Genomic DNA, 13,488 nt, shown 5'->3' with positions numbered 1-13,488 from the left:
AACCTGCATGCGGAGCAGGACAATAGTGCTCGCCAGTATCTTTTACGGCATGTGTTTAATCAACAATTGCGCCACTTGCACGGCATTGAGCGCGGCGCCTTTGCGCACGTTGTCGGTGGTCAGCCAGAGGTTGAGTTGCTGGTCTTCATCAACACCGTGCCGTACACGACCAACATAGACCACGTCCTGGCCCACTGCGTCGCCTACCGGGGTCGGATAATCATCGCGCTCCACCAGTTCGACGCTGTCGGCCGCCTCGAGGGCCTGATTGACCGCGTCCAGGTCTACCGGGCGACGGCTCTGCACCGCCACACTGAAGCTATCGCCGAAAAACACCGGGACTTGAACGCAGCTCACGGAAATCTTCAGTTCCGGCAGGCCCAGCAGCACGCGCAGCTCGCTGACCAGGCGGCGCTCCAGGGCCGTGTGACCTTGCTCATCAGCGGCTCCGACCTGGGCCAGCACGTTGAACGCCACCTGGCGATCGAAGAAGCGTGGCTCCAGGGGGCGGGCATTGAGCAGCTCGGCGGTTTGCCGGGCGAGTTCGTTGACCGCTTCACGGCCTTGTGCGGACACCGCCAGCGCGGCCATTACCTGCACCCGCTCGATATCCAGCAGGCCTTTGAGCGGTGCCAGTGCAACGGCCAGGGCAACCGCGGCCGAGCACGGGCTGACGATGCGGGCGGGCAATGCCAGGCCGGCCAGGCGTTCGGCGTTGGCTTCTGGCACCAGGGCCAGGGCGTCGTCCAGGCCAGCGGACAGGTCGATGACCGTGCAGCCTGCCTGCAGCGCCTTGCTGGCAAAGCTGCGGCTGACGGCGGCGCCTGCGGCGAAGAAGGCCAGCTTGACCTGGGCGAAGTCGAAGCTGTCCACTTCACGCACCTTCAGCTTCTTGCCGGCGAACATCACGCTGCTGCCCGCCGATTCCATGCTGGCCAGCAGGTGCAGGGTGGCGACCGGGAAATCCAGCTCTTCGAGGATCTGCACCAGGGCTTCACCGACGCTGCCGGTGGCGCCGACGACGGCGATGTCCAAAGGGTTTGTCATGGAAGGGATCCTTTTGCTGAAAACGGCGGGGGGCGGCACTTTACTCGGATTGTAGAGTTTTGTCTGTGCTGGCCCAAACCTAGAGCTGCGCTGCTCTTGCTCTTGCTCTTGCTCTTGATCTTGATCTTCGCGACTTCAGGAGGCCGAGCAGAGGTCTTGCGGAGGGAGGTGACGGGCATGGATGCCCGTCAAGCGCTGAGGCCCCATGGATGGGGCCTGCAGCGCGTACTCCCGGGAGCAAGACCGGCGCGAGGGAACCCCGGAGCGCAGCGCAGGGGCCGGATGATGGGAGCGCAGCGTTTTTTGGTTACTTTTTGCCGCGTTTGGCAAAAAGTGACTCGCCGTAAGGGCGAAAAGGTGAGTCAGCGTCGCCATCGCAAACGGACTGTTCGCCATATCAAAACCGTCGCTTAAGCTTTTTGGCTTTTTGGCTTTTTGGCTTTTTGCTTTTTGGATGCGGGCATTCCCATCGAGTAGGCATTCATTCGCGATGGTGGCGCCAAGTCACCTTTCCGCCCTTACGGCGGGTCCCTTTTTGTCGTGGCAAAAAGGAACCAAAAACCGTCGGCTCCCATCATCCGGCCCCTACGCTTCGCTCCGGGGTCCCCTCGCTACGGGCCTGCTCCCGGGAGTACGCGCTGCAGGCCCCATCCATGGGGCCTCAGCGCTTGACGGGCATCCATGCCCGTCACCTCCCTCCGCAGTCCCTTCGCTCGGCCTCCTGAAGTCGCAATCGGCGGCGCCTGAACTATCGCGCGCCTAGAAGCAAAAGCAAAAGCAAAAGCAGAGAAGAGCCGGGCCGGCCGGGATGGATCGGAAATAAAAAAACCCGCGCTGTCACCAGCGCGGGTTTTCGGTCAGACCGGAACGATCAACGCTCAAGCAGAATCCGCAGCATGCGACGCAGCGGCTCGGCCGCGCCCCACAACAGCTGGTCACCTACGGTGAACGCACCCAGGTACTGGGAGCCCATGTTCAGCTTGCGCAGGCGGCCAACCGGGATGTTCAGGGTGCCGGTAACCTTGGTCGGGCTCAGTTCCTGCATGCTGATTTCACGCTGGTTAGGCACCAGCTTCACCCAAGGGTTGTGCTGGCTGATCATGCCTTCGATGTCGGCCAGCGGCACGTCCTTGTTCAGCTTGATGGTCAGCGCCTGGCTGTGGCAACGCATGGCGCCGATGCGCACGCAGATGCCGTCGACCGGGATCGGGCTCTTGAAGCGGCCGAGGATCTTGTTGGTCTCGGCCTGGGCCTTCCACTCTTCACGGCTCTGGCCGTTCGGCAGTTCCTTGTCGATCCACGGGATCAGGCTGCCAGCCAGCGGCACGCCGAAGTTCTCGGTCGGGAAGGCTTCGCTGCGCATGGTCTCGGCAACCTTGCGGTCGATGTCGAGGATGGCGCTGGCCGGGTTGGCCAGGTCATCGGCAACGGCAGCATGGGTAGCACCCATCTGCTTGATCAGCTCGCGCATGTTCTGCGCGCCGGCACCCGAGGCCGCCTGGTAGGTCATGGCGCTCATCCACTCGACCAGGCCGGCTTCGAACAGGCCACCCAGGCCCATCAGCATCAGGCTGACGGTGCAGTTGCCGCCGATGTAGTTCTTGGTACCCGCGTCCAGCTGCTGGTCGATGACCTTGCGGTTGACCGGGTCGAGGATGATCACCGCGTCATCCTGCATGCGCAGGGACGAGGCGGCGTCGATCCAGTACCCCTGCCAGCCGGCTTCACGCAGCTTGGGGAAGACCTCGTTGGTGTAGTCGCCGCCCTGGCAGGTCAGGATCACGTCGAGGGTCTTGAGTTCTTCAATCGAATAAGCGTCCTTGAGCGGAGCTGTATCCTTGCCCACGTTCGGGCCCTGGCCGCCAACATTGGAGGTGGTGAAGAACACCGGCTCGATGAGGTCGAAATCCTGCTCCTCCAGCATCCGCTGCATGAGCACGGAACCGACCATACCGCGCCAACCGATCAGACCTACACGTTTCATCGCAACTACACCTTTGCTAAAAGTGGGCCGCCACCGGGAATTTTGGGTGGCGGGCCAGAGAGATTACAGATTCCGCAGCGCTGCGACTACTGCGTCGCCCATTTCCTGCGTACCAACTTTGCGGCAGCCTTCCGAGAAGATGTCGCCGGTGCGCAGGCCCTGGTCCAGGACCAGGCTCACGGCCTTCTCGATCGCCTCGGCGGCAGCCGACTGATTGAAGCTGTAACGCAGCATCATCGACACCGACAGGATGGTCGCCAGCGGGTTGGCGATGCCAAGGCCTGCGATGTCCGGCGCCGAGCCGTGGCACGGCTCGTACATGCCCTTGTTGTCGGCATCCAGCGACGCCGAAGGCAGCATGCCGATGGAGCCGGTCAGCATGGAAGCTTCATCCGACAGAATGTCACCGAACATGTTGTCGGTCACCATCACATCGAACTGCTTGGGCGCACGCACCAGCTGCATGGCGGCGTTGTCGACGTACATGTGGCTCAGTTCAACATCCGGATAGTCCTTGGCCACGTCCTCGACCACTTCACGCCACAGCTGGCTGGAAGCCAGGACGTTGGCCTTGTCTACCGAGCACAGCTTCTTGCCGCGCACGCGGGCCATGTCGAAGCCGACACGGGCAATGCGGCGCACTTCGCTTTCGCTGTACGGCAGGGTGTCGTAGGCCTGGCGCTCGCCGTTTTCCAGCTCGCGCTGGCCACGCGGGGCACCGAAGTAGATACCGCCGGTCAGCTCACGGACGATGAGGATGTCCAGGCCGGAAACGATCTCTGGCTTGAGCGACGAGGCATCGGCCAGTTGCGGGTAGAGGATGGCCGGGCGCAGGTTGGCGAACAGGCCCAGTTGCGAACGGATTTTCAGCAGGCCGCGCTCGGGGCGAATGTCACGCTCGATCTTGTCCCACTTCGGCCCGCCCACGGCGCCCAGCAGCACGGCATCGGCCTTGCGCGCACGCTCCAGGGTCTCGTCGGCCAGCGGTACGCCGTGCTTGTCGATGGCGGCACCACCGATCACATCGTGCTCCAGGCTGAAGCCGAGCTGGAACTTGTCGTTGGCCAGCTCCAGCACCTTGACCGCCTCGGCCATGATTTCCGGGCCGATACCGTCACCTGGGAGAATCAGAATCTGCTTGCTCATGCTTTCCTCTATCCAATCACGCGGTGCGGCCAAGCGGGCCCCACCGAAAAGTTCTTAACGCTCGGCCCACAACACCAGCACATCGGTGCTGAATGAGCCATCGGCCTCGATCTGGTAATACTGCCGTACTTCCTCACCCATGGCTTGCTGCAGTTGGCGAATTGCCACGCGCATTGGCTCGGGGGTGCGCATGCGCTCGACCCAGCTGGAAAACTCCAGGCGCAGCGGCTGGCGGGTGTGGCTGCGTACATGCAGGCCAGCCTCGCTGACCTGGCGTTGCCATTCGGCGGCGGAATAATCGCGCACGTGGCTGGTGTCGCGCAGCACTTCGACCGTTTGCAGGTAGGTGTCGAGCAGCGGACTGCCCGGCGACATCACATCGATGAAGGCTGCCACGCCACCCGGCTTGAGCACCCGGCGCACTTCGCGCAGGGCCAGGCCCAGGTCGCTCCAGTGGTGGGCCGAGTAGCGGCTGAAGACGAAGTCGAACGAGGCGTCGGCGAACGGCAGGCGTTCGGCGGCACCGCGCTCGGTGGTGATATTGGCCAGGCCGCGCTCGGCGGCGGCACTGGCGACCACGTCGAGCATGGCCTGCGAGAGGTCGTAGGCGACCACTTCGGCGGCCAGCGGGGCGACGTGGAAGCTGACATGACCGGCGCCGCAGCCCAGGTCCAGCACGCGGGCACGGCCCTGCCCCGCCAGCGCGGCCTGCAGCAGGGCGAATTCACTGCCCTGGGCGTGCACGGCGCTGCTGAGGTAGGCGCTGGCCTGTTCGCCGAACTGGCGTTGGACCACATCGGTGTGCTGGGTGCTGGTCATGTCTCGATCCTTTTGGTTTCTTGCTGCCTGTACCGGCCCTTTCGCGGGCATGCCCGCTCCCACAGGTACAGCGCTGCTCTCAGGGTTGGTGACATCCCTGTGGGAGCGGGCGTGCCCGCGAAAGGGCCGGTACTGTCACCTGCAAACTTCAGGCATCCCGGAACAGCCAAGGCTGCCCGGCGCGGTGCTTGCCTTCGAAGGCCTTGATCGCATCGCTGTCCTGCAGGGTCAGGCCGATATCGTCCAGGCCGTTGAGCAGGCAGTGCTTGCGGAACGCATCGATCTCGAAGTGCAGCACCTTGCCATCCGGACGGGTCACCGCCTGCGCCTGCAGGTCGATGGTCAGCTGATAGCCCGGAATGGCTTCGACCTGCTTGAACAGCTCGTCGACTTCCTCGTCGCTGAGGATGATCGGCAGCAAGCCGTTCTTGAAGCTGTTGTTGAAGAAGATGTCGGCAAAGCTCGGCGCGATCACGCTGCGGAAGCCGTACTCGTCCAGCGCCCATGGGGCGTGCTCACGGCTGGAGCCGCAACCGAAGTTCTCCCGCGCCAGCAACACGCTGGCACCTTTGTAGCGTTCGTGGTTGAGCACGAACTCCTTGTTCAACGGGCGCTTGCTGTTGTCCTGGTAAGGCTGGCCCACATCCAGGTAACGCCACTCGTCGAACAGGTTGGGGCCGAAGCCGGTGCGCTTGATCGACTTCAAAAACTGCTTGGGGATGATCTGGTCGGTATCGACGTTGGCACGGTCCAACGGCGCGACGAGGCCAGTGTGCTGGGTAAAGGCTTTCATGCTGCGCTCCCTTGGATCAACTCGCGGACATCGATGAAGTGGCCGGTCACCGCGGCGGCGGCGGCCATGGCCGGGCTGACCAGGTGGGTACGGCCACCGGCACCCTGACGGCCTTCGAAGTTGCGGTTGGAGGTGGACGCGCAGTGCTCGCCGCTCTCCAGGCGGTCCGGGTTCATCGCCAGGCACATCGAGCAGCCTGGTTCACGCCATTCGAAACCGGCTTCGAGGAAGATCTTGTCCAGGCCTTCCCGCTCGGCCTGGGCCTTGACCAGGCCCGAGCCCGGTACCACCAGCGCCTGCTTGACGTTGGCAGCGACCTTGCGGCCCTTGGCGATTTCGGCAGCGGCGCGCAGGTCTTCGATGCGCGAGTTGGTGCACGAACCGATGAATACGCGGTCGAGCTTGATATCGGTAATCGCCTGGTTGGCGGCGAGGCCCATGTACTTGAGAGCACGCTCGATCGAACCACGCTTGATCAGGTCAGGCTCGGCAGCCGGGTCCGGCACGCGCTGGTCGACGGCGAGGACCATCTCCGGCGAGGTGCCCCAGCTGACCTGCGGCTTGATTTGCGCAGCGTCGAGCTCGACCACGGTGTCGAACACCGCGTCAGCGTCGGAAACCAGGCCTTTCCAGGCTTCGACCGCCTGCTTCCACTGCTCGCCCTTCGGCGCGTACGGGCGGCCTTCGACATAGGCAACGGTGGTGTCGTCCACCGCTACCAGGCCTACGCGGGCACCGGCTTCGATGGACATGTTGCAGATGGTCATGCGGCCTTCCATCGACAATTCGCGGATGGCGCTGCCAGCAAATTCCATGGCGTGGCCGTTACCACCGGCGGTACCGATCTTGCCGATCACGGCCAGGACGATGTCCTTGGCGGTAACGCCGGCAGGCAACTGGCCTTCCACGCGCACCAGCATGTTCTTCATCTTCTTGGCGACCAGGCACTGGGTAGCGAGCACGTGCTCTACTTCGGAGGTGCCGATGCCGTGGGCCAGGGCACCGAAGGCGCCGTGGGTGGAGGTGTGCGAGTCACCGCAGACCACGGTCATGCCAGGCAAGGTGGCCCCCTGCTCCGGGCTGATGACGTGGACGATGCCTTGACGCTCGTCATTCATCTTGAATTCGACGATGCCGTATTCGTCACAGTTCTCGTCGAGGGTCTGCACCTGCAGGCGCGACACCTGGTCGACGATGGCCTCGATACCGCCCTTGCGCTCTGGCGTGGTCGGCACGTTGTGGTCCGGCGTGGCGATGTTGGTGTCGATGCGCCAGGGTTTGCGGTTGGCCAGGCGCAGGCCTTCGAAGGCCTGGGGCGACGTCACTTCGTGGATGATGTGACGGTCGATGTAGATCAAGGACGAGCCGTCATCACGGCGCTTGACCTCATGGGCTTCCCAGAGTTTGTCGTAGAGCGTTTTGCCAGCCATCAGACTGTTCCTCATCAGCGTCTTTCTATGCCAAAGACCCCTTGGCTTGTGCGGTCGATGCTAGGGGGTTAAATTGAATAACTCAAATTCATAATTTTTATGCTTTGGATAACCAACAGGAATACAAACCCATGGATCTGGCGAACCTTAGCGCCTTCATCGCGATTGCCGAAACCGGTAGCTTTTCCGGGGCGGCCGACCGCCTGTTCCTGACCCAACCGGCCGTCAGCAAGCGCATCGCCGGGCTGGAACAGCAACTGGATGTGCGCCTGTTCGACCGGCTGGGCCGCGAGGTGACCCTGACCGAGGCCGGACGCGCCTTGCTGCCCCGCGCCTACCAGATCCTCAACGTCCTTGATGATACCCGGCGCGCACTGACCAATTTGACCGGGGAAGTGAGTGGTCGGCTGACCCTTGCCACCAGCCACCATATCGGCTTGCACCGCCTTCCCCCGCTATTGCGGGCTTTCACTCGGGAATACCCGGCAGTGGCGCTGGATATTCAGTTCATGGATTCGGAACAGGCCTACGACGAAATCCTCCATGGCCGCGCCGAGATTGCCGTTATCACCCTGGCGCCCGAGCCGCACCACCTGGTCAAGGCCGTGCCGGTGTGGGACGACGCCCTGGACTTCGTCGCCGCTCCCGAGCACCCGCTGGCCAACAACCATACGGTCAGCCTGGCCGACGTCGCCCGCCACCCGGCCGTGTTCCCCGGCGGCAACACCTTTACCCACCATATTGTCCAGCGCCTGTTCGAAAGCCAGGGCCTGACGCCGAACATCGCCATGAGCACCAACTATCTGGAAACCATCAAGATGATGGTGTCGATCGGCCTGGCCTGGAGCGTGCTGCCGCGCACCATGCTCGACGAACAGGTTGCACCCATCGCCTTGCCGGGCATACAGCTGTCACGCCAGCTAGGCTACATTTTGCACACGGAGCGTACGCTATCGAACGCGGCCAGGGCATTCATGGCCCTGCTCGACAGCCACGCAGGGCCCGCCTGACCGGTCGTCAGCCCGGTATTGCCACCTCCAAGGACGCGTCACACGCCAAAGGTCTGGTACCGATGCCCAAATCAGCGAATCGCTTTTTGCGCCTGCCGCGCATACCTGCGGCCGACCCTCAGGAGTCCGAGCAGGCCTGGCAGAACGCCCCGCAATTGCTGGCCGCGCTCAACGGCGCGCGGCTGGGGGCCTGGCTATGGGATATCGAAAGCGGCCGGGTCAGCTGGTCACGGGGCACCCAGGCCCTGTTCGGCTTCGACCCGCAGCGCCCGCTCCCCGCCGATGTCGACTACCTCGACCTGCTGCCCGAGGAAGACCGCGCGCGTACACGCCAGGTGTTCCAGGCAGTGTTCAACGGCGAACCGGTAGAACAGGCCATGCGCCACCGTATCCGCTGGCCGGACGGCAGCCTGCACTGGCTGGAGATCAACGGCAGCCTGACCCACGACCCGAACGGCCGGCCGCAGATGATCGGGGTGATCCGTGAAATCACCCGCCAGCGCGAGCGGGAAACGGCGCTGATCAATTCGGAAAAACGCTTCGCCACCCTGTTCCACCTCAGCCCCAATGCCATTTTGCTCACCCGCCGCCACGACGGCATGATCTTCGAGGTCAACCAGCACTTCGAAGACATGTTCGGCTGGCCCGGCAGCCAGGTGATCGGCAAGACCAGCCTGGAACTGGGCCTGTGGGTCAACCCCGAACAGCGCCACCAGATGCTGGAATCGACCCGGGCCAACAGTGGCCCGCTGATCCTCGAGGTGCAGTTCCGCGCCATCAGCGGCAAGGTGCATGACGGCATCCTCTGCACCCAGGGCATCGAGCTGGAAGGCGTGACCTACCTGATCAGCACCTTCGTCGACACTACCGAACGCAAGCGCGCCGAGCAGGCCCTGAAGGACAGCCAGGAGCGCCTGGACCTGGCCCTGGACTCGGCACAACTGGGCACCTGGGACTGGCATATCCCCAGCGGCATGCTCTACGGCTCGGCCCGGGCCGCACAGCTCCACGGCCTGCCGCCCATTCCCTTTCACGAATCGTTCGACGCGTTTTTCGAAGGGGTACCGGAGCAGGAGCGCAACTCGATGCGCCAGGCCTACCGCAGCCTGCGCGAAGGGCCTGCCGGCAACTACCAGATCACCTACCGGGTACAACTGGAGAACGGCATCTCGCGCTACATCGAAAGCCGAGCCCGGCTGTACCGCGACGAGCAGGGCAACCCGCTGCGCATGGCTGGCACCTTGCTCGACATCACCGACCAGGTGGAACGCGAACAGCGCCTGAGCGCCTCGGAAGAGAAGTTCGCCAGCCTGTTCCAGGTCAGCCCCGACCCGATCTGCGTCACTCGCCAGGACACTGGCCAGTTCATCGAGATCAACCCGGCGTTCACCCAGACCTTCGGCTGGGGCACCGACCAGGTGATCGGCCGCACTGCCGAGGAAATCGGCCTGTGGGCGGAGTCAGTCGAGCGCGCACAACGCATCGAGCGGGTGATCCGCGAGCAGGCCCTGAGCAACGTCGCCGTGGTGGTCAACCACCGCAATGGCGCACCGCTGACCTGCGTGATTTCCAGCCGCCTCATCACCGTCGATGACCAGCCTTGCAGCGTCACCACCCTGCGCGACATCACCCAGCAGCAGCGCGCCGAGGCGGCGCTGAAGTCCAGCGAGGAGAAGTTTGCCAAGGCCTTCCACTCCAGCCCTGACGCCATCACCATCACCGAACGCTATAGCGGTCGCTACCTGGAAATCAACGACGGTTTCTGCCGCCTGACCGGCTACAGCACCGCCGACGTGGTCGGCCACACGGTGTACGAGATCGGCATCTGGGCCGACGACAAGCAGCGCAGCGCCCTGCTGGCCGAGTTGCTCGAGCGTGGCCGGGTGCATCATCGCGAGATGCTCGGGCGCAACAAGCGTGGCGATATCCTTACCGTGGAGGTGTCGGTGGAGCCGATCACCCTCAACGAGGTGGATTGCCTGCTGCTGACCGCCCGCGATGTCAGCCAGCTGAAGAACGCCCAGGCACAGATTCGCCACCTGGCCTACCACGACCCGCTGACCAACCTGCCCAACCGTGCCCTGCTGATGGACCGCCTGAGCCAGCAGATCGCCCTGCTCAGGCGCCACAACCTGCGCGGCGCCCTGCTGTTCCTCGACCTTGACCACTTCAAGCACATCAACGACTCGCTGGGCCACCCGGTGGGCGACACGGTGCTGAAGATCATCACCGCGCGGCTGGAAGCCAGCGTGCGTCTGGAAGACACCGTGGCGCGCCTGGGTGGCGACGAGTTCGTGGTATTGCTCAGCGGCCTGGAAGGCAGCCGCGAGCTGGTCGAAGAGAAAGTCCGCGGGCTGGCCGACACCCTGCGCGAACTGCTGGCCGAGCCGATGTCGCTGGACGGCCAGCGCCTGCAGGTGACACCCAGCATCGGTGTGGCGCTGATCCCTGACCACGGCGCCACCCCGGCCGACCTGCTCAAGCGTGCCGATATCGCCCTGTACCGGGCCAAGGACTCCGGGCGCAACACCACCCAGCTGTTCCATACCACCATGCAGAAGGCTGCCAGCGAGCGCCTGCGCATGGAAAACGACCTGCGCCTGGCCCTGGCCCGCGGCGAGCTGGCGCTGCACTTCCAGCCACAGGTGGATGCCCGCGACAACCGCATCGTCGGCGCCGAGGTGCTGCTGCGCTGGCATCACCCGCAACTGGGTCAGCAGCCACCCGCGCAATTCATTCAGGTGCTGGAAGAAAGCGGCCTGATCCTTGAAGTTGGCAGCTGGATCCTCGACGAAGCTTGCGATGCCTGCGCGCGCATGCTCGGCGACGGGCTGATCGACGCCGATGATTTCAGCCTGTGCGTGAACATCAGCCCACGGCAGTTCCGCCAGAACGACTTTGTCGGGCGGGTGCTGCGCAGCCTGGACGATTACCGCCTGCCACGGCAGATGCTGAAGCTGGAAATTACCGAAGGCATCGTCATCCAGAACCTGGAAGACACCATCAGCAAGATGCGCGAACTGAAGCGCTACGGGGTGAGCTTTGCCATGGATGACTTCGGCACCGGCTATTCCTCGCTGACCTACCTGAAACGCCTGCCAGTGGATGCGCTGAAGATCGACCAGACTTTCGTACGCGATGCACCGGTGGACCCCAACGACGCCGAAATCGTCCGCGCCATCGTCGCCATGGCCCGCAGCCTGGACCTGGCGGTGATTGCCGAAGGGGTGGAGCTGACCGAACAGCTGGAGTTCCTGGAACGGCTGGGGTGCCACCTGTACCAGGGGTACTTGCACAGCCGGCCGCTGCCTTTGCCGGAGTTCCGGCAGATGTTGCTGGAGGCGCCGGCGGATTACTGACCGAACGACTGACGCGACTTTGGTGACGCTGACGCAGCCCCTGTAGGAGCGGCCTTGTGTCGCGATGGGCTGCGCAGCAGCCCCGGCAATCGATGCTGGAACCAAGATTTTGGGGCTGCTGCGCAGCCCATCGCGACACAAGGCCGCTCCTACAAGGGGACCGTGGGAACGGACACAAAAAAGGGCACCCCTGGGGGTGCCCTTTTTCACATCTACACGATCAGTTCAGCGCTGGCTTGTCGCCGTTGATCGGAATGCGCTTGGCCTTGGCTTCTTCAGGCACGATGCGCAGCAGGTCGATGCTGAGCAGGCCATTGGCCAGGCCGGCGGCCTTGACTTCGATATGGTCGGCCAGGCGGAACGACAGCTTGAAGGCGCGCTGCGCGATACCCTGATGCAGGTAGGTCACTTCAGCAGCGCCATTGTCGCGCTTGCCACCGGTCACGGTCAGGACACCTTTTTCAACCTGCAGGTCGAGGTCCTCTTCCTGGAAACCGGCTGCAGCAACCACGATGCGGTAGTGGTCATCGCCATGCTTTTCCACGTTGTAGGGCGGGTAGCTGCTACCAGCCTCGTTACGTGCCGCGGATTCGAACAGGTCGTTGAAACGATCGAAACCAACGGAATGGCGGAACAGTGGAGCGAGAGAGAAAGCGGTGGTCATGGTCATGAACTCCTGAGATTCAGCAAGTAAGTCATTACGCGACCCGACTTCGGCATCGCGTACTCAAGAGATATGGCCGAGGGAAATGCTTTCAAGGGGGGAGCAGAAAAAATCTGGATTCCTGCGTTGGGCTTGATGGCCTCTTCGCGGGTAAACCCGCTCCCACAGGGAGCTCACACATTCCAAAACCTGCGCCGAACCTGTGGGAGCGGATTTACCCGCGAAAGGGCCGGATCAGGCAACACAAGCTTCGATGGAAACCGCCTCAACCCCCAGCAACCTGCTGATCCGCGCACAGTCATCCTCCCGACGCAACTCGGCAAACAGCACAACCGCTTCGGGATAACTGCGGGTCAGCATCGCCAGCCACTGCTTCATCCGCCCCGGCGCATAGCGCGGCGACAACTTGTCCTGAGCCTGGCGCCAGAACTCGCGCAGCAATGGCAGCAGGTCGTCCCAGCTCATCGGCTGGTACTCCCGCCCGTCACGCGCCGCGGCAATCTGCAGCCCCAGGTCGGGGCGCGAAACCAGCCCACGGCCCAGCATGATGTCTTCAGCGCCACTGACCTCACGACAGCGCCGCCAGTCGTCCACGGTCCAGATCTCGCCATTGGCGAACACCGGCACCTTGACCACATCCTGCACCCGCGCCACCCACTCCCAGTGGGCCGGCGGCTTGTAGCCCTCGACCTTGGTCCGCGCATGCACCACCAGGTGCGCCGAGCCTCCTTCGGCCAGCGCCGTGGCACACTCCAGCGCGCCATCGGGGCTGTCGAAACCCAGGCGCATCTTCGAGGTGACCGGGATATCCGCCGGCACGGCCCGGCGCACTTCACGCACAATGGCGTGCAGCAGTTCCGGCTCCTTGAGCAGCACCGCTCCACCACGCGACTTGTTCACGGTCTTGGCCGGGCAACCAAAGTTCAGGTCGATTACCGGCGCGCCCAACTCGCAGGCCAGCGCGGCGTTTTCCGCCAGGCACACAGGGTCCGAGCCCAACAGCTGCACACGCATGGGCACCCCTGCGGCAGTCCGCGCGCCATTGCGCAACTCGGGTGCCAGCTTGTCGAACGAGGAAGGCGGCAGCAGGCGGTCGCACACGCGAATGAACTCGGTGACGCACCAGTCGATACCGCCCACGCGGGTCAGCACGTCGCGCAGGATGTTGTCGACCAGCCCCTCCATGGGGGCCAGGGCAATTTGCATGTCGGGGTCTCGGCGGAAAAAGCCGGCAGT

General features: G+C 63.7%; 10 protein-coding genes. 2 read left to right on the top strand and 8 right to left on the bottom strand.

Annotated features, from left to right (window positions below; all coding sequences use genetic code 11):
- Window positions 1-42 precede the first annotated feature (42 nt).
- The 6 genes from ABNP31_RS07545 to leuC all read right to left on the bottom strand — a co-directional run bounded on the left by ABNP31_RS07545 (window position 43) and on the right by leuC (window position 7,219).
- Complete coding sequence (locus tag ABNP31_RS07545) at window positions 43-1,047, bottom strand: aspartate-semialdehyde dehydrogenase (protein ID WP_085664937.1); 1,005 nt, start codon at window positions 1,045-1,047, stop codon at window positions 43-45.
- Window positions 1,048-1,918: 871 nt separating this feature from the next.
- Window positions 1,919-3,031 (bottom strand): aspartate-semialdehyde dehydrogenase, encoded by a 1,113-nt coding sequence (gene asd / locus ABNP31_RS07535; protein ID WP_003260268.1) that lies wholly within the window; start codon window positions 3,029-3,031, stop codon window positions 1,919-1,921.
- A 63-nt stretch (window positions 3,032-3,094) separates the two neighbouring features.
- Entirely contained in the window at window positions 3,095-4,177 is a 1,083-nt protein-coding gene (leuB, locus tag ABNP31_RS07530) for a 3-isopropylmalate dehydrogenase (protein WP_025338238.1), read from the bottom strand.
- A gap of 54 nt (window positions 4,178-4,231) precedes the next feature.
- The gene (locus tag ABNP31_RS07525; RefSeq protein ID WP_085664936.1) at window positions 4,232-4,996 is read right to left on the bottom strand and encodes a class I SAM-dependent methyltransferase; all 765 of its coding nucleotides are present in this window, start codon (window positions 4,994-4,996) and stop codon (window positions 4,232-4,234) included.
- A gap of 148 nt (window positions 4,997-5,144) precedes the next feature.
- Window positions 5,145-5,789, bottom strand: a complete 645-nt coding sequence (leuD, locus tag ABNP31_RS07520; protein WP_238067443.1) for a 3-isopropylmalate dehydratase small subunit — start codon at window positions 5,787-5,789, stop codon at window positions 5,145-5,147.
- Window positions 5,786-7,219 (bottom strand): 3-isopropylmalate dehydratase large subunit, encoded by a 1,434-nt coding sequence (gene leuC, locus ABNP31_RS07515; protein WP_025338236.1) that lies wholly within the window; start codon window positions 7,217-7,219, stop codon window positions 5,786-5,788. The genes leuD and leuC overlap by 4 nt, the downstream gene beginning before the upstream one ends.
- Before the next feature lie 131 nt (window positions 7,220-7,350).
- On the opposite strand from leuC, the gene ABNP31_RS07510 reads away from it, so the two are divergent.
- Window positions 7,351-8,229, top strand: coding sequence for a LysR family transcriptional regulator (locus ABNP31_RS07510; RefSeq protein ID WP_025338235.1), 879 nt, complete (start codon window positions 7,351-7,353; stop codon window positions 8,227-8,229).
- 62 nt (window positions 8,230-8,291) lie between these two features.
- A complete protein-coding gene (locus ABNP31_RS07505; protein WP_350013151.1) occupies window positions 8,292-11,588 on the top strand; it encodes a PAS domain S-box protein in 3,297 nt (1,098 codons plus the stop codon).
- 220 nt (window positions 11,589-11,808) lie between these two features.
- On the opposite strand, the gene ABNP31_RS07500 is transcribed toward ABNP31_RS07505, so the two are convergent.
- Together ABNP31_RS07500 and ABNP31_RS07495 are read right to left on the bottom strand one after the other, a co-directional pair.
- Entirely contained in the window at window positions 11,809-12,252 is a 444-nt protein-coding gene (locus ABNP31_RS07500; RefSeq protein ID WP_084785084.1) for an Hsp20 family protein, read from the bottom strand.
- Between the two features lie 234 nt (window positions 12,253-12,486).
- Window positions 12,487-13,458, bottom strand: coding sequence for a tRNA dihydrouridine synthase (locus ABNP31_RS07495; protein ID WP_085664934.1), 972 nt, complete (start codon window positions 13,456-13,458; stop codon window positions 12,487-12,489).
- Between the last annotated feature and the right edge of the window lie 30 nt (window positions 13,459-13,488).

The sequence above is a fragment of the Pseudomonas asiatica genome, assembly GCF_040214835.1.
Lineage (GTDB): Bacteria > Pseudomonadota > Gammaproteobacteria > Pseudomonadales > Pseudomonadaceae > Aquipseudomonas > Aquipseudomonas putida_Z.
Note: the sequence above shows the minus strand (reverse complement) of the source record. Positions and strands in the feature narration are given on the sequence as shown.